Source organism: Bradyrhizobium sp. 1, assembly GCF_023073315.1.
Classification (GTDB): Bacteria; Pseudomonadota; Alphaproteobacteria; order Rhizobiales; family Xanthobacteraceae; genus Bradyrhizobium.
The window spans coordinates 515343-530919 of sequence record NZ_JADPJH010000034.1; the positions used below are offsets into that span (position 1 = coordinate 515343).

Annotated in this window: 11 protein-coding genes and 1 pseudogene; 5 read left to right on the forward strand and 7 right to left on the reverse strand. The window is 64.6% G+C overall.

Annotated features, from left to right (window positions below; all coding sequences use genetic code 11):
- Window positions 1-126: 126 nt before the first annotated feature.
- Window positions 127-1782, reverse strand: coding sequence for an ABC transporter substrate-binding protein (locus tag IVB29_RS32430; protein WP_247507476.1), 1656 nt, complete (start codon window positions 1780-1782; stop codon window positions 127-129).
- Between the two features lie 199 nt (window positions 1783-1981).
- On the opposite strand from IVB29_RS32430, the gene IVB29_RS32435 reads away from it, so the two are divergent.
- Entirely contained in the window at window positions 1982-3577 is a 1596-nt protein-coding gene (locus tag IVB29_RS32435) for an ABC transporter substrate-binding protein (RefSeq protein WP_247507477.1), read from the forward strand.
- Between the two features lie 243 nt (window positions 3578-3820).
- Here IVB29_RS32435 and IVB29_RS32440 read toward each other — a convergent pair whose 3' ends face one another.
- From IVB29_RS32440 to IVB29_RS32460, 5 genes are all read right to left on the reverse strand, one after another.
- Complete coding sequence (locus tag IVB29_RS32440) at window positions 3821-4759, reverse strand: dihydrodipicolinate synthase family protein (RefSeq protein WP_247507478.1); 939 nt, start codon at window positions 4757-4759, stop codon at window positions 3821-3823.
- Window positions 4760-4882: 123 nt separating this feature from the next.
- Entirely contained in the window at window positions 4883-6964 is a 2082-nt protein-coding gene (locus IVB29_RS32445) for a methyl-accepting chemotaxis protein (RefSeq protein WP_247507479.1), read from the reverse strand.
- Window positions 6965-7096: 132 nt separating this feature from the next.
- Window positions 7097-7867: an enoyl-CoA hydratase gene (locus IVB29_RS32450; protein WP_247507480.1), complete on the reverse strand. Its 771-nt coding sequence runs from the start codon at window positions 7865-7867 to the stop codon at window positions 7097-7099.
- Window positions 7864-8346, reverse strand: a complete 483-nt coding sequence (locus IVB29_RS32455) for a MarR family winged helix-turn-helix transcriptional regulator (RefSeq protein WP_247507481.1) — start codon at window positions 8344-8346, stop codon at window positions 7864-7866. Before IVB29_RS32455 ends, IVB29_RS32450 begins: the two co-directional genes overlap by 4 nt.
- Before the next feature lie 45 nt (window positions 8347-8391).
- Window positions 8392-9066, reverse strand: a complete 675-nt coding sequence (locus IVB29_RS32460; RefSeq protein WP_247507482.1) for a TetR/AcrR family transcriptional regulator — start codon at window positions 9064-9066, stop codon at window positions 8392-8394.
- A 91-nt stretch (window positions 9067-9157) separates the two neighbouring features.
- Here IVB29_RS32460 and IVB29_RS32465 point away from each other — a divergent pair, with 91 nt between their 5' ends.
- The 4 genes and pseudogenes from IVB29_RS32465 to IVB29_RS32480 all read left to right on the forward strand — a co-directional run bounded on the left by IVB29_RS32465 (window position 9158) and on the right by IVB29_RS32480 (window position 13796).
- Window positions 9158-10405, forward strand: a complete 1248-nt coding sequence (locus IVB29_RS32465) for an HlyD family secretion protein (RefSeq protein WP_247507483.1) — start codon at window positions 9158-9160, stop codon at window positions 10403-10405.
- Window positions 10353-11966, forward strand: coding sequence for a DHA2 family efflux MFS transporter permease subunit (locus IVB29_RS32470; RefSeq protein WP_256466925.1), 1614 nt, complete (start codon window positions 10353-10355; stop codon window positions 11964-11966). Before IVB29_RS32465 ends, IVB29_RS32470 begins: the two co-directional genes overlap by 53 nt.
- A 189-nt stretch (window positions 11967-12155) precedes the next feature.
- Window positions 12156-12272: pseudogene (locus IVB29_RS32475) on the forward strand (ATP-dependent Clp protease adaptor ClpS); the annotation flags it as partial.
- A 261-nt stretch (window positions 12273-12533) separates the two neighbouring features.
- A complete protein-coding gene (locus IVB29_RS32480) occupies window positions 12534-13796 on the forward strand; it encodes an AAA family ATPase (RefSeq protein ID WP_247507691.1) in 1263 nt (420 codons plus the stop codon).
- Between the two features lie 25 nt (window positions 13797-13821).
- Here the strand turns inward: IVB29_RS32480 and IVB29_RS32485 are convergent, their stop codons facing one another.
- Window positions 13822-15480, reverse strand: coding sequence for a tannase/feruloyl esterase family alpha/beta hydrolase (locus tag IVB29_RS32485; RefSeq protein ID WP_247507484.1), 1659 nt, complete (start codon window positions 15478-15480; stop codon window positions 13822-13824).
- Window positions 15481-15577: the final 97 nt, after the last annotated feature.

The following is a 15577-nucleotide window of genomic DNA, read 5'->3' on the forward strand; positions in this document are numbered from 1 at the left end:
GTCCGCGGATGATACTGCGTCGGTTGAGAGGTCCGCATTCCCGGAGAGAACCCCTCACCCGGCTTCGCTAAAGCGAAGCCACCCTCTCCCGCAAGGGGAGAGGGTGCAGCGAGTATGCGGCGCGAACTACTGCATCGACACCAGCGAGAAGTCGATGAACCAGCTCTTCGGCTGGATCACGCCGGTGACCTTCGGGCTGATGGCGCGGGGGCCGACGTCGTGGGCGACGTAGAGGAAGGCTGCGTCGTCGACGGAGGCCGCGTGCAGTTCGGCGAGCGCGGCGTCACGCGCGGCGGGATCGAAGGTCTGGCGCGCCTTCTTCACCAGTTCGTCGAACTTGGGATTGTTGATGAAACCCCAATTGTTCGAGACCGGCGGCGCCATGCTCGATTGCAGGAAGCGCACCAGCGCGAAGAACGGGTCCATCGCCGCATAGGTGACGTTGGTCGCGTTCGCGCCGTTGGCGCTGGGGTCCTTGGCGCCGCGGCGCCAGTTGGTGAACAGCGTGTTCCACTCGATCACGTCAAGCTTCACGTCGAAATAGCATTCGGCGAGCGCTTGCTGAAGATATTCGTTCATCGGCAGCGGCTGCATCTGGCCCGAGCCGGAGGCCGAGGTCTGGGTCTTCACCTCGAGCTTCTTGTTCGGACCGTACCCGGCCTCCTGCATCAGCTTTTGCGCAGCCGCCTTGTCATACTTGATCTCGAAGGTCGGCTTGCCGCGCCAGGGATGGCCGGGCTCGAAGGTGCCGGTCGCGGGCACCATCAGGCCGGCGAGCAGGCCGTCCTTGAGGCCTTCGCGATCGACGCAGAGATTGGCCGCCTTGCGCACGCGGATGTCGTTCCAGGGCGAACCTTCGACGCGCGAGAACTGCCACGGCCAGACATGCGGCTGCTCGTTGGCGTAGAGCTTGAAGCCGCGCTGCTTGAGTTCGGGCAGCGCGTCCGGCGCCGGCGCCTCGATCCAATCCACTTGGCCTGAGAGCAGCGCCGCGGTGCGGGCGTTCGCCTCCGGCATCGGCAGCAGCACCATCTTGTCGACCTTGGGCACGCGCGCCTTGTCCCAATAGGCCGCGTTCTTCACGAGCTCGAGCCGCTCGCGCGGCGTGAAGCCCGCCATCTTCCACGGGCCGGTGCCAGAGGCCTCCTTGGCAAACGCCGTCCATGCTCCTTGCGACTTCGCCTTGGCATCGGCGCCTTCGGCCTTGTCGTAGAACGCCTGCCACTTCGCCGGGCTCGCCATGAACAAATTGGTGAGATTGATCGGCAGGAAGCTGTCGGGCTCCTTGGTGGTGAGCTCGACCGTCATGTCGTCGATCTTCTTGGCGGAGGCCAGCGTCGGCATGCGCGACGCGGTGACGCCGACCTGGCTGGCGTCGAACTGCGGCGCGTCTTGCTTCAGCACCTTTTCGACGTTCCACACCACCGCGTCGGCATTGAATGGCGAGCCGTCATGGAAGGTCACGCCGGGGCGCAGCTTGAAGGTCCATTTGGTCTTGTCGGCATCGTCGACCTTCCACTCTGTGGCAAGGCCGGGGATGACCGTGCTCGCCTTGTCGGCGGAGGACAGGTCCCAGCCGGTCAACGCGTCATACATGGTGAGGCCGGTGAAGCGGTTGCCCTCAAAGCCCTGATCGGGCTGGCCGAGCGTGCGCGGAATATCGGCAGCGGTCATGCCGATGCGCAGCACGGTTTCTGCGCTCGCGACGCGCGGCCAGGCGGCAGCAGTGGTCAGGGCCAGCACCGCAATCAGCGCCGCGCGCGTCGTTGTCTTGATAAGCATTACCTCAGTCCTTTTCCGGCTTTCGATGACTAATTTTGATGCAATCGTATGCAATGGCTATGCCAATGAGGAAACTTATTCTGCAAATTGCCCCTGCGACGACAAGTCCTTGTGATCATGCCGCGGTAAACGCCCTGTCCTGCCTATTCTGGCATCAAGATTGCAGGTTTGGCTCCGATTTTCCCTGGGAGCTTTGGCCATGCGTATCCGACTATCGACCTGTCTCGCCGTGCTTGTTTTGGCGATTTCCGCAATCTCGGCGCGCGCCGAAACGGTGGTGCGCTATGGCATCTCGATGGCGGACATTCCACTGACGACCGGCCAGCCCGATCGCGGCGCAGGCGCCTATCAGTTCACGGCCTACACGATCTACGATCCGCTGGTCGCCTGGGAGATGGACGTCGCCGACCGTCCGGGCAAGCTGGTGCCGGGCCTCGCCACGGAGTGGAAGGTGGACGACACCGACAAGAAGAAGTGGCGCTTCACGCTGCGCAAGGACGTGAAGTTTCACGACGGCAGCGAGTTCAACGCCGACGCGGTGATCTGGAATCTGGACAAGGTGCTCAACGACAAGGCGCCGCAATTCGACAAGCGGCAGAGCGCGCAAGTAAAGACCCGCCTGCCTTCAGTCGCGAGCTACGCCAAGATCGACGATTCCACCGTGGAGATCACCACCAAGGCGGTCGATTCCTTCTTCCCCTATCAGATGCTGTGGTTCCTGGTGTCGAGCCCGGCGCAGTACGAGAAGCTCGGCAAGGATTGGGACAAGTTTGCGAGCCAGCCCTCGGGCACCGGCCCATTCAAGCTGACCAAGCTGGTGCCGCGCGAGCTCGCCGAACTCTCGAAGAATCCGGACTATTGGAACAAGAAGCGCATTCCCAAGGTCGACAAGATCGTGCTGGTGCCGATGCCGGAAGCGCTGACGCGCACCAACGCCCTGCTCGCGGGGCAAGTGGACCTGATCGAGACGCCGGCGCCGGACGCCGTGCCGCAGTTGAAAGCCGCCGGCATGAAGATCGTCGACAACGTCACGCCGCATGTCTGGAATTATCATCTCAGCGTGCTGCCGGGCTCGCCCTGGGCCGACATCCGCCTGCGCAAGGCGCTGAATCTCGCGATCAACCGCGACGAAGTCGTTGGACTGATGAACGGGCTGGCAAAACCAGCCAAGGGCCAGGTCGATCCCTCGAGCCCGTGGTTCGGCAAGCCGACCTTCGAGCTGAAATATGATCTCGCCGCAGCGAAGAAGCTGGTCGAGGAGGCCGGCTACTCCAAAGCAAAACCGCTGAAGGCCACCTTCATCATCGCACAGGGCGGCACCGGCCAGATGCTGTCGCTGCCGATGAACGAATTCCTGCAACAGAGCTTCAAGGAGATCGGCATCGACATCGACTTCAAGGTGGTCGAGCTCGAGACGCTCTATACGCATTGGCGCAAGGGCGCGGCCGACGAGATGAACGCCGGCATCACCGCCAACAACATCGCCTATGTCACCTCAGATCCGCTCTACGCCATCGTCCGCTTCTTCGCCTCCGACCAGATCGCGCCTGTCGGCGTCAACTGGGGCGGCTACAAGAACCCTAAGGTCGACGCACTGATCAACGAGGCCAAGCAGACGTTCGACACGGCCAAGCAGGATGATCTGATCGCGCAGGCGCATGCGTTGATCGTCGACGATGCCGTGCTGGTGTGGGTCGTCCACGACACCAACCCGCATGCGCTGTCGCCGAAGGTGAAGCAGTTCGTGCAGGCGCAGCACTGGTTCCAGGATCTGACGACGATCGGGGTGGAGTGAGGCGGCAAGCACAGGTGCCGTAGGGTGGGCAAAGCGCAGCGTGCCCACCCGGCTTAAGCGAATCCGAGGAGAGATGGTGGGCACGGCGCTTACGCGCCTTTGCCCACCCTACAGGAGTTGTCTACGGAAGTTGTCTCCACGGACTTGGTCATTGCGAGCGGAGCGAAGCAATCCAGACTTTCTCCGCGGAAAGATTCTGGATTGCTTCGTCGCAAGGGCTCCTCGCAATGACGGCGGAGCGACTTACTTCCCCCACCGCAACGCCAGCGCGTCACGCTCCTTGGCGAGCTCCAGCAGCCCCGCTTTCGTCGCGGGATGCAGCGGCTGGAGCGGATGCCGCACGGCGTCCGACTTGATGACGCCGCCGGCCTGCATCATGGCCTTGCAGGCGATCAGGCCGCATTGGCGGTTCTCGTAATTGATCAGCGGCAGCCAGCGCTCGTAAGCGGCCTTCGCTTCCTCGCGCTTCCCTGCGAAGTACGGATCGATGATCTGGCGGATGCCGTCGGGATAGCCGCCGCCGGTCATGGCGCCGGTCGCGCCGGCGTCGAGATCGGCGAGCAATGTGATCGCCTCCTCGCCGTCCCAGGGACCCTCGATATCCTTGCCGCCCGCCTCGATCAGGCTGCGGAGCTTTGAAGCCGCGCCCGACACCTCGATCTTGAAATAGCGAATGTTGGCGAGTTCGCGCGCCAGCCGGGCGAGCAGCTCGACCGACAACGGCGTTCCCGCCACCGGCGCATCCTGGATCATGATGGGAATATTGATCGCGCCCGAGAGTACCTTGAAGAACTCGACGACGCCCTTTTCAGGAACGCGAAACGTCGCACCGTGATAGGGCGGCATCACCATCACCATGGCGGCGCCCGCAGCTTCCGCCTGCTGGCTGCGCGCCGCGCACACGGCGGAGCTGAAATGCGTTGTGGTGACGATCACGGGAACCCGTCCCGCGACATGTTCCAGCACCGCATGCATCACGGTTTCCCGCTCGGCATCGGTGAGCACGAACTGCTCGGAGAAGTTTGCGAGGATGCAGAGGCCGTGCGAGCCGGCGTCGATCATGAAATCGATGCAGCGGCGCTGGCCCTCGAGGTCGAGTTCGCCGCGCTCGTCGAAGATGGTGGGCGCGACCGGGAACACGCCGCGATAGGGGCGCTGGGCCTTGTGTGGGGTGACCGGCATCGAACTCTCCATCCCTGATATTCTTGCACATCTGCGCCGCGCTCGTGCGGCGCGACAGATGTACTCGGCGCGAGCATCGGCGGCAATGCCGATCCGCGCGCCGTTGGAACAGGAATGCGAGAGTTACGCGGTCTTCACGGCTCCCAAAAAGCCTTCGACCGCGACGCGGAGACGATCGGCGTCGGCCGACATCTTCTTCACGGACTCCGACAGCACTGTGCCGGCGTTGCCGGTTTCCTCGTTGAGTTTTGCGACGCTGCCGATGGTGTCGGTGACCTCGCGGGTGCCTTGCGCCGCCTGCTGGAAGTTGCGCGAGATCTCGGTGGTGGCTGCGCGCTGCTGCTCGACGGCGGCGGCAATCGCCGTCATCTTCTCGTCGATACCGCTGATGGCGCCGCCGATGGAGCGTATCGCGGTCACCGCCTGGCCGGTTGCGCCCTGGATCTCCGCGACCTGGCGTGAGATTTCTTCCGTTGCCGTCGCGGTCTGCGCCGCGAGGCTCTTGACTTCGCCGGCGACCACGGCAAAGCCGCGGCCGGCCTCACCCGCGCGCGCCGCCTCGATGGTGGCGTTCAGCGCCAGAAGATTGGTCTGGCCGGCAATGGCGTTGATCATCTTCACGACCTCGCCGATGCGGCTTGCGGTCTGGTCGAGGATCTCGACCGTCGCGTTGGTCCGCTCGGCCTGCGACACGGCCTCGCGGGCTTCGCGGGCACTCGACTGCACCTGCGCGGAGATCTCACCGACGGACGCCGAGAGCTCTTCGGTCGCAGCCGCAATGGTCTCGAGATTGTTGGTGGCCTGTTCGGCCGAAGCAGAGACCGCCGCGGTTTGGCTGCTCGATTCCGACACCAGCGTGCGCACGTCGGTCGCGGTGGCATCGAGCTCCCTGGCCGACGCAGCGACGCTGTGGATCACCGCCTGCACGGTATCATCGAAGGTACGGCAGGCATCGTCCACGGTGCCGGAGCGGGCGATTTGCAATGCCTGCTGCGATTCGCGCTCCTGACCGAGACGCTCGGCGGTCGCAGCACTTTCGCGCAGGCTTTCGAGCGCCGAGGCCATGGTGCCGAACTCGTCGGGATATCTGGACTGCGGAACCGGCGTCGCGTAGTCGCGCGCGCCGATGCGGGCGATGGCGTCGAGGATGGCGCGAACCGGGCGCATCAGGCGATTGCGCACGACGTAGACGCCGGCCATGGTCACGGCGAGAGCGATCAGGAACGCGAGCGACTGCACGATGAGTTTGGTGAGCGCCGTCCCCTGAACCGACTCGGCGCGCGCGATCGACTGGTCCAGCGCCTTGGTCGCGACCCCGACGATGGACGCGAACGGCGACTGGCAGAGCGTGTTCCACTCCGAGGCGGGCATCGCGGGCTTGCCGCTGCCGTCGAAATTCTTGGTGAGCTCGCCGATCTGTTTCAGCACGCCGTCGGTCTTGGCCTGCGCGTCCTTCGCTGCGGTGACCAGCTCCGCCGACACGTCAGGTGCTGCCAGCAACTCGCCCATGCCGGCCCAGCCGGAGGCGATGGTGCCGTCCCATTGCGCCAACGATCGCTTCTGGGTGTCGTCGAGCGGCTTGCTGCTGTTGACGTTCGAACGCAGCACCGAGCAATGGATGCCATAGCGGTCGCGCACCTGCCAGGCAAAGCGGCGGACCTGGATCATGCGGGCGATGTAGGGATCGTTCATCCAGGCGCGGTTCGACACCGCGGTGGAGGCGAGGTTGGCCGTATCGATCACCTTGGTGACGGCATCGTACCAGGAGTTGGTTCGCTCGATCTTGCGCTCGGCGCGCGGGCGCTTGGCCTCGTCGTAGAACAACTGGAATTGCGGCGCGGCATCGTTCCAGCGCTGCTTCAGCGTGCTGGCGAGCTCGTCACGGCGGGCAAATTCGACGGTCGAGAGCGCAGCACCGACGGCGTCATAGCCGCCCTGCTCGGCCTTCTCCGCCGCCTCCAGTTTGGCGCGCGGATCGTCATCGCCGAGGATCGCGCTCTGGGCATCGCCGCGATTGTTGCGCAGGGAGAGCACGCCCTGGAAGATCGCCTTGTCGGCGGCGGCAAGCCGCGCGGTCTCGAGACTGTCGCTGTAGCGGCCGAAGGCGCCGAACATCTGGATTGCCGTAGAGGCCAGCGCACCGACCGCCAGCAGGGCCATCAAGGTCAGGAGAAGCGAGCTTACCGATTTCTTAAACATTGCCATGAGTCACAAGAGGTCGCGGGAGAGGCCACCTTGCATCGCGACATGCCAATGTTTCGTTAAGGTTTTAATTGAATGGGAGCGATTCCGCCTGCATCCATTCGGGCGCCCCGCGACCTTCCCAGGCAACCTCGCTTACGCAACCTTGGTGAAATCCGGCGGACGACGCTCCGCAAAAGCCGTAAACGCCTCGCGCGCTTCGGCGGTGCGCAGGCGCTGCGCGAACTGCTCGCCCTCCGCATTCATCTGCGCGACCAGCGCCTCGCCGTTGCGCATCAGCTTCTTGGTCGCGGTGAGCGCGCCGGCCGGCTGGCGGGCCAGACGCTGCGCCAGCGCGAGGGCCTCGGCGTCGAGCCTGTCGAGCGGAACCACGCGATTGGCGAGGCCCCATTCCAGCGCGGACTTCGCCGGCACGGTCTCCCCAAGCGCGAACATCTCGTAGGCGCGGGCATAGCCGATCCGGGCCGGCATCAGCAGACTGGAGGCGGCTTCAGGAACCAGCGCGAGGCTGACGAAGGGCGTAGACAATTGCGCGTTGTCGGCGAGCACGACGAGGTCGCAATGCAGCAGCATCGTGGTGCCGACACCGACGGCGCGGCCCTGCACCGCGGCCACCAGCGGCCGGGTGCAACGCGCCAGCGACTGGATGAAGCGCACGACGTTGCGGCTTCCTTCCGACTTGCCCGCTGCGACGGCCGCGAACTCGCCGACATCGTTGCCGGCGGTGAACATGTCACCCTCGCCGCGGATCAGGATCACACGGGCGGACGGATCGGCCTCGGCGGATTCGATGGCATCGGCAAGCTTGCCGTACATCGCATCGGTCAGCGCGTTCTTCTTGTCGGGACGCGCAAGGGTGAGGGTGATAATTCCGTTGCTGTTCTCGATCCGGACATGCTCGGTCATGGCTCTGCTCCTTGGTGTTCGTCTGAAGGCTGTTCATTTGAAGATCTTGGAAACTTGTCCTGAATGCTCGTCAGCCAACGCGCGACGATGTCGATCTCCGCAGCAGTAAATCCGTCCGTCAGCGCCGCGTTGATCGTCGCGGCCGAAGTCTTCGCCTGCGCCAGCGCGCTGCGCCCCTTCGGCGTCAGCCACACCCGCCAGGCGCGGCCGTCCTCGCGATCGGCGCGCCGCTCGATCAGCTTGGCCGCTGCCGTGCGATCGACGAGGCCTGAAATGCCGGCTGGCCCCATATCGAGCGCCGCGCCCGCCTCGCCCATCAGGACGCCGTCCTGCCTGCCGAGGATGAACAGCAGCCCGGCTTGCGCCGGCGTCACCTCGCTCTCGGGCTGCGACGCCATCCAGCGCTGCAACCGGCGTTGCGCGACGCTTAGCAGATAGATCAGCCGATGAGGCCTCGCCCCGGCGTCTTTATTTCGCATGCGAAATAGATAGTCGATGCGGATCGGATTGTCAAAAGGGGCGCCTTAGGGCGATTTGGCGCGGCACCCATCCAAAAACAGGGCCGCGCTGGTCTGCACGCGACGCTCGATCTGCTTGCGTGACGGCAGCGGCATGCCGCCGTAAATCGCGGCACGCTGTGGTGCGGACGCGACCATGCCGATCAGCATGCCGGCCACTTCCTCGACATCGTCGATGACGATCCGCTTGCGCTTGACCTGAAGGCGCAGCCAGCCGGCAAGTGCCTTGGCAGTGCGCGAAATGCCGTTCAGGTAGAAGTTTGCAGCGAGCTCGGGAAATGTGGCGGATTGCTGCAGCACCATGCGCTGCAGCGCCACGACCTCCGGATCGAGCGCGAGATCGGCGCAGGCCAGCAGCGCAGCGCGCAGGCCGGTTTCGATGTCGACCTCGTCGCTGGCCTGGAGATCGACCGCAGACAGCAGCCGCTCGAGCCTGTCGGCGCACATCGCCTCGAACAACGCGGCCTTGCCCGGGAACAGACGATAGAGCGTCTTGGTCGAGATGCCGGCGCGGCGCGCCAGCTCTTCGGTGCTGGTCGCCGCATAGCCTTCGACGGCGAACGTGTGCCGCGCGGCTTCGAGGACGATCCGCGTCGTCTCCTCGTCGCTGCGCACCGGCGGCCGTCCGCGCGGACGGCACTCGCTTTCCGGTTTTGCACTTTCCGATTTTGCCTGAGCCATGCTTTTAAATGACGCCTGTCATTCCATTGACAAATCCAAAGCTAGTCTCATTTTGGAAATTATCAAGTTTCCTAATTCAGGGGAGTCGGCCATGACCGTCCACACCACCCCAGCTATTGCTGCCCAAACCGCCACTCCCGCGACCGCGCTAGAGGGCGTTCTGCCCGCCGCGCCGACCCGCGCCTCCGGACAAAAGCTCAATCTCCGCAAGCTGTTGCTGATGGGGGCCGCGGCTGTCGCGCTCGCCGGCGCAAGTTGGTACGGCTACGACTATTGGACCGTCGGGCAGTACCTCGTCTCCACCGATGACGCCTATGTGAAGGCCGACAACACCACGATCGCGCCGAAGGTCAGCGGCTATCTCAACCGGGTCCTCGTCGCCGATAACGAGCATGTGAAGGCCGGCCAGGTGCTGGCCCGGATCGACGACCGCGACTTCAAGGTGGCGCTCGACCAGGCCAGGGCCGATGTCGCCGCCGCGAATGCGACGGTGACGAGCAAGGAAGCGCAGCTCGACGTTCAGGACGCCGCGATCGCCGCGGCGCGCGCGACCATCGACGTCGACAATGCCGCAAAGGTTTTCGCCAAGCAGGAGAACAAGCGCTACACCGACCTTGCCGCGACCGGTTATGGCAGCGTGCAGAACGCGCAGCAGGCGCAAGCACGCGACGCCGGCGCGGACGCGACGATCGCCCGCGACAACGCCAACCTGATCTCCGCGCAGAAGCAGGTCGATCTCCTCAAGGCCGAGATCGTGCAAGCCAAGGCCAACGCCGCGCGCGCAGCCGCAATCCAGCAGCAGGCGGAGCTCAATCTCGGCTACACCACGATCGTCTCGCCGATCGACGGCGTCGTCGGCAACCGTTCCTTGCGCATCGGCCAGTTCGTGCAGGCGGGCACGCAGCTGATGTCGATCGTGCCGGCTGATGGCGCCTATGTCGTCGCCAATTTCAAGGAGACGCAGCTCACGCACGTGCAGGCGGGACAGGCGGTCGACATCGAGGTCGACATGTTCCCGGGCCAGGTGGTGCACGGCCATGTCGATTCCATCGCACCCGCGAGCGGCCAGGAGTTTGCGTTACTGCCGCCTGACAACGCCACCGGCAATTTCACCAAGGTGGTGCAGCGCATCCCGGTCAAGATCGCGCTCGACGCCGCGCATGGCCCCGCGATTGCGCTGCGGCCCGGCATGTCGGTGATCCCGACCATTGCAACACGTTCGATTGCGCCGGCCGCCAACGCGGCCGCGGCGCCCAAAGCGAAGCTCGTCTCCGGAGGGTCGTGCCATGTCAAACAGCCTCTCACTTTCGACGCCAGCAACACCGGCCGCGACGCCTGATCGCCCCGTTGCCGATCCCAATCGCGCGAGCGCCGCGGTCTGGGTCGCCGTGCTCGCCGCCATGATCGGCTCGTTCATGGCGATCCTGAACATCCAGATCACCAACGCCTCGCTCGCCAACATCGAGGGCGGCATCGGCACCGGTGCGGACAACGGCTCCTGGATCTCGACGTCCTATCTGATCGGCGAGATCATCGTGATCCCGCTGACCGATTATCTGAGCCGGGTGTTCTCGTTCCGCCGCTACATGCTGGCGAGTGCGACGCTGTTTGCCGCGTTCTCGGTCGCCTGCGCCTTCACCCATGATCTTCCCTCGATGATCGCGATGCGCGGCCTGCAAGGCTTTGCCGGCGGCGTGCTGATCCCGATGGCGTTCACGCTGGTGCTGACCAAGCTGCCGAAGCCGCAGCAGCCGGTCGGCCTCGCGATCTTCGCGCTGTCAGTCACCTTTGCCCCCGCGATCGGCCCGACCATCGGCGGCTACCTCACCGAGACCTACGGCTGGCGCACCATCTTCTTCGTCAACGTGATCCCGACCGCCGTGATGGTGGCCGCACTCTATCTGACGCTTGAGAAGCAGAAGATGCAGCTCGGCCTCCTGAAGGAGGGCGACTGGGCCGGCATTTTCACGATGGCGATCGGACTGTCGGCGCTGCAGGCGGTGCTCGAGGAAGGCAACAAGGACGACTGGTTCTCATCGCCTTTCATCGTCAAGCTGGCAGTGATCGCAGCCGTTAGCCTGACGCTGTTCGTTACGATCGAGCTCACGATCGAAAAGCCGCTGATCCGTCTGCGCCTCCTCAAGCAGCCCAATTTCGGTTTCGGCACCATCGCGATGACCATGGTCGGCTTCGCGCTGTTCGGCTCGGTCTACATCCTGCCCGCCTATCTCGGCCAGGCGCAGGGCTACAACGCCGAGCAGATCGGCAACGTGCTGGCCTGGACCGGCCTGCCGCAACTCGTGCTGATCCCGCTGATCCCGATACTGATGAAGCGCTTCGACACGCGCTACATCGCGATCATCGGCCTACTGATCTTCGCCTATAGCTGCTTCATGAACATTGCGATGTCACCGGACTATGCCGGCGACCAGCTCTGGGTCCCGAACATCGTCCGCGCGGTTGGACAAGCCATGGTGCTGACGCCGCTGACCTCGGTGCTGACGGGCGGCATCGCGCCGCAGGATGCAGCCGCGGCCTCCGGCATCAGCAACATGTTCCGCAATCTCGGCGGCGCGATCGGTACGGCGACGCTCGCGACCATCATCACCAAGCGCGAGCAGTTCCACTCCAACATCATCGGCCAGTCGGTCACCCTCGGCCGGGAGGAAGTCCGCGCCCGCATCGCGCAGATGACGGACTATTTCATGGCTCACGGCGTACCGGACCCCCATGCCGCGCGCGAGCAGGCCATCATCGCGCTCGGCAAGACGGTGAAACGCCAAGCGCTGGTGATGGGCTATTCCGACGCGTTTGCGGTGATCGGCGCGGTGCTGGTAATCGCCGCAATCGCGGTGTTGCTGACGCGACGGGCGAAGGCGGCGGGCGGGCCGGCGCACTAAGACCTCGTCCATTGTTTGCAATTTGTCGCGGCCGTCACGCTTGACGGCCGCTTCTTTTTGTGTTCCCTATTCGTTCTGTTCAATCATAGATTGTCCAGGAGACCTTTCGTGATGAATAGTATGCGTGGCGCGACCCAGCAGAGCCAGCTCATCATTCATAATGACGACGATACGCCGGATCAGTTCGTGATGGATCTGCTCCGTCAGGTCTTCGGCAAATCGGAGCGCGAAGCGCGTGCGCTGATCACTCAGATCGAGCAAAAGGAAAGGGCGGTCTGCGGGCCTTACCCGCAATCCGTCGCCGAAGTCCTTTTCAAATCCGCGCAACAATCCATCGGCCAGGCCGGCCACCGATTGCAGGTCACGCTTGAGGTGATCGAGACTGCTTGCGAACTGTGTGGCAAACCCGAGGGACAGACGGATGTTCGTATCGGCAATCGCACCGTCTGGCTGTGCAGCGAATGCATGCGTGCCGCGGGCGAGCCCTCGAGCGAACAGGAAGAAGATTTCGACTTTGCTTGCGACGTTCTTGATTGGCATTTTGCCGGCACCTCACGCAGCAAGCTCGTGACGACGATCCGCCAATTTCCCGGCCATATGCGGGTCGATGTCCAGGCGGCGGTAGATCGGCTGTTCGGCAAGGCCATCCGGTTGTTCGGACTGAACGAGGAACAGCGCTACGAAACGCTGTCGATTTCGCGGCTCCTCAAGGACGGCCGCTATGCGGTCGCGATTGCCCCGCTGCAATATTCCGACGTCGACGTCGGCGAGAAGAGCCCGGTCAAGTGTCTCGATAACGGACTGTGGCTATGCGAGCAGGATCATCTCCGCTATGCGGTTTTGCTAAGCGCACACCGCGAGTACAGCCGGGAGCCGGGAATTCGGATTGAGATCCTGGTACCGTCGGGCACCGCGGGCGCGGCTCTCGTCCAGCAATGCTTTCGTGAACTGGAAGAGGCCGTACAGGCCGCGCGGACCTATCGCGGCAAGATCCTGTCGCTCGATGCCGATTCCGACTATCGCGGGCGCTCGCGCGGGATCACAGTGCATCGATTGCCGGCGGTCGCGCGGGACGAAGTCATCCTGCCGGAGCAGACCCTGCGGCTGCTCGATCGCAATGTGCTGAGTTTCGTCAACACCCGCGAACAGTTGCGCCGGCTCGGACAGTCGACCCGCAAGGGCATTTTGCTGTACGGGCCGCCGGGCACCGGCAAGACCCACACGATCCGCTATCTCGCGACGCATTTGCCCGGGCATACGACGCTGATCATCACCGCCGAGCAGATCGGCCTGCTCGGCGCCTATATGGGACTGGCACGGCTGCTCCAGCCGTCGATGGTCGTGATCGAGGATGTCGATCTGATCGCCCGCGATCGCGATGACATGGGACCGTGCGAAGAATCCATGCTGAACAAGCTACTCAACGAGATGGACGGGCTGAAGGAGGATGCGGACATCCTGTTCGTCCTGACCACCAACCGTCCGGAGGACCTCGAAGGCGCCCTCGCCGGCCGCCCCGGTCGCATCGATCAGGCGATCGAAGTGCCGCTTCCCGACGAGACCGGCCGCGGCAAGTTGGCGCGGCTCTACGGCAAGGGATTGCCGCTCGTCGATGCGGTCGTCGCCGAGGCGGCCCGCCGCAGCGAGGGCACAAGCTGCGCGTTCATCAAGGAGTTGATGCGGCGGCTGGCGCAGGCGAGCATCGCGCGCGACGGCGGCAATTCCGTCGTCTCGGCCGACATCGACGAGGCACTTGACGACATGCTGTTCTCCGGCGGCCGGCTCAACGCACGGTTACTGGGCGGCGCGCAGGCGATGGCTACCGGCTGACGCCTCGTCCGAGGTGCCGCGCCTGCTACGGCGCGCAGGTGAAGCTTGCCGCCTCTGTGACAGGGCCGCTCTTATAATGCGGCCAGGCCGGCCAGCGGCACAACGGCAGCGACCGCGACACCGCAAACGACGGCGCCTCGACCTTCTGCTCGGCAACTTCGAGATCGCCGGGCGCCTTGCCCTTTTCGACCCAATCGACCAGCACGCTCAGCATGTCGACATTGGCCGGCGCACCGGAGCCGACATGGTCGACGCCGGGTGCGGTGTAGAGCCGCGCGAATTCCGCCGTCTCGGCCTTGCCGAGCTTGCGCTCGACGCTCTCGAAATAGCGGATGCCGGCATAGGGGTTTTGCGCGTAGTCGGCCATGTGCTCCAGCATGATCAGCCGGCCACCGCGGGCACGGAAACCACTGAGATCGGGATCGGTCGAATCCATCAGGCCCGAGACCTCGAGCAGCCGCGCCTTGTGGTCCTCCACCTTGTAGGTGGTGACGTCGAGCTTCGGATCGCGCGCGAACACGTATTGCGTGCCACCGGCACCATAGATCCAGGCGATGCCGTTGTTGGGCGCAGGCGGCTGCGCCGGCGGCGCGGTGCCGAGCCACCACGCCGTCCAGCCGCCGGTTGGCCCGGCCGCCGGCGTGTCCTCGCCCGAGACGCCCCAGCCCGGATAGTCGTCGAGGCCATTGGCAAGCGTGAACGGGAATTTGTAAGTCGCGTGCAGCGTGTTCACGGCCTTGATCTGCGCCTCGGTGAGGCACTGATCACCGCTCTGGCCAGTCGCGCAACGCAGCGTCTCGACCTTGAACGCCGCCTTGCAGCCGACGGGATCGTGCACCAGCGCGCGGTCGGAGCCGTCGGCCTTGTCGCATGCCGCCCGCACCGCATCGCCGACGAGCCTGACCTGCACGGGATTGATCCAGCCCTCCCCCATGGTCGCAAGACCCGCGCGCGTGCCGGCATGCTGCAGGCCGACCCAGTTGATCACGGGCACGCGGGCGAAGATGCCGTCGAAATCGTCGGGGTAACGCTGGGCCATGGTCAAGCCCTCGCGTCCCCCTTCGGACGAGCCCATGAAGTAGATTTTTTCGGGCCTCTTGCCGTAGGCGCGCTCCATCAGCGTGACCGCCACATCACGCACCTTCTTGTAGGCGCGGTGTGCAAAATTCTCGAACGCTTCGTCGTTGAGCGCGAACAGCTGCGGCAGCTCGCCCGGCCTGGTCTCGTGGCCGGAATCGGTGCCATAGGTGACGAAGCCCTGCGCGAGCGGCGACGGCTTGTCGAAGGGATAGGCCGGCGGCAACCCCAGGCCGGTGATCAGCACGCCATTAAACCCGCCGCCGCCATATTGCACCGAGCGGCCGTTCCATTCGACAGGCAGATTAACCTGGAATTTGATCGGCGGCGCCTTGGGGTCGACAGGGTCGATATGACCGAGCAGCTTGCAGAAAGCGGGATTGGCGGGGATGACACGGCCCGACGGGGTCGGCCCGCGTTCGGCAACCGCCAGAGAGGACGGTGCCAGCAACGTCGCGGAATCGATCTTCACGGCAGCGGCGCCGCCGGCGAGACCTTTGCAAACCGTGTCCGCATCCTCCGCCAGCGTCACGGCGAACGCGCTGCTCGCCCCCATCGCGGCCACGGCACCTAGCCACACGCTCAGCTTCGCAATCCTGCGCGCCATCGTTTCCATCCCTGTTGCTTATCGTTCAGGCGGACAATTCAATGCAGGACGTGCCGGCCGTCAATCTCCGCGACTGATGGTGCGACCGCCATCAACG

What these genes read in the sequence shown, in the direction of transcription:
- IVB29_RS32430 (WP_247507476.1), bottom strand. Translation starts at nt 1,782, where the DNA reads ATGCTTATCAAGACAACGACGCGCGCGGCGCTGATTGCGGTGCTGGCC.
- IVB29_RS32435 (WP_247507477.1), top strand. Translation starts at nt 1,982, where the DNA reads ATGCGTATCCGACTATCGACCTGTCTCGCCGTGCTTGTTTTGGCGATT.
- IVB29_RS32440 (WP_247507478.1), bottom strand. Translation starts at nt 4,759, where the DNA reads ATGCCGGTCACCCCACACAAGGCCCAGCGCCCCTATCGCGGCGTGTTC.
- IVB29_RS32445 (WP_247507479.1), bottom strand. Translation starts at nt 6,964, where the DNA reads ATGGCAATGTTTAAGAAATCGGTAAGCTCGCTTCTCCTGACCTTGATG.
- IVB29_RS32450 (WP_247507480.1), bottom strand. Translation starts at nt 7,867, where the DNA reads ATGACCGAGCATGTCCGGATCGAGAACAGCAACGGAATTATCACCCTC.
- IVB29_RS32455 (WP_247507481.1), bottom strand. Translation starts at nt 8,346, where the DNA reads ATGCGAAATAAAGACGCCGGGGCGAGGCCTCATCGGCTGATCTATCTG.
- IVB29_RS32460 (WP_247507482.1), bottom strand. Translation starts at nt 9,066, where the DNA reads ATGGCTCAGGCAAAATCGGAAAGTGCAAAACCGGAAAGCGAGTGCCGT.
- IVB29_RS32465 (WP_247507483.1), top strand. Translation starts at nt 9,158, where the DNA reads ATGACCGTCCACACCACCCCAGCTATTGCTGCCCAAACCGCCACTCCC.
- IVB29_RS32470 (WP_256466925.1), top strand. Translation starts at nt 10,353, where the DNA reads ATGTCAAACAGCCTCTCACTTTCGACGCCAGCAACACCGGCCGCGACG.
- IVB29_RS32485 (WP_247507484.1), bottom strand. Translation starts at nt 15,480, where the DNA reads ATGGCGCGCAGGATTGCGAAGCTGAGCGTGTGGCTAGGTGCCGTGGCC.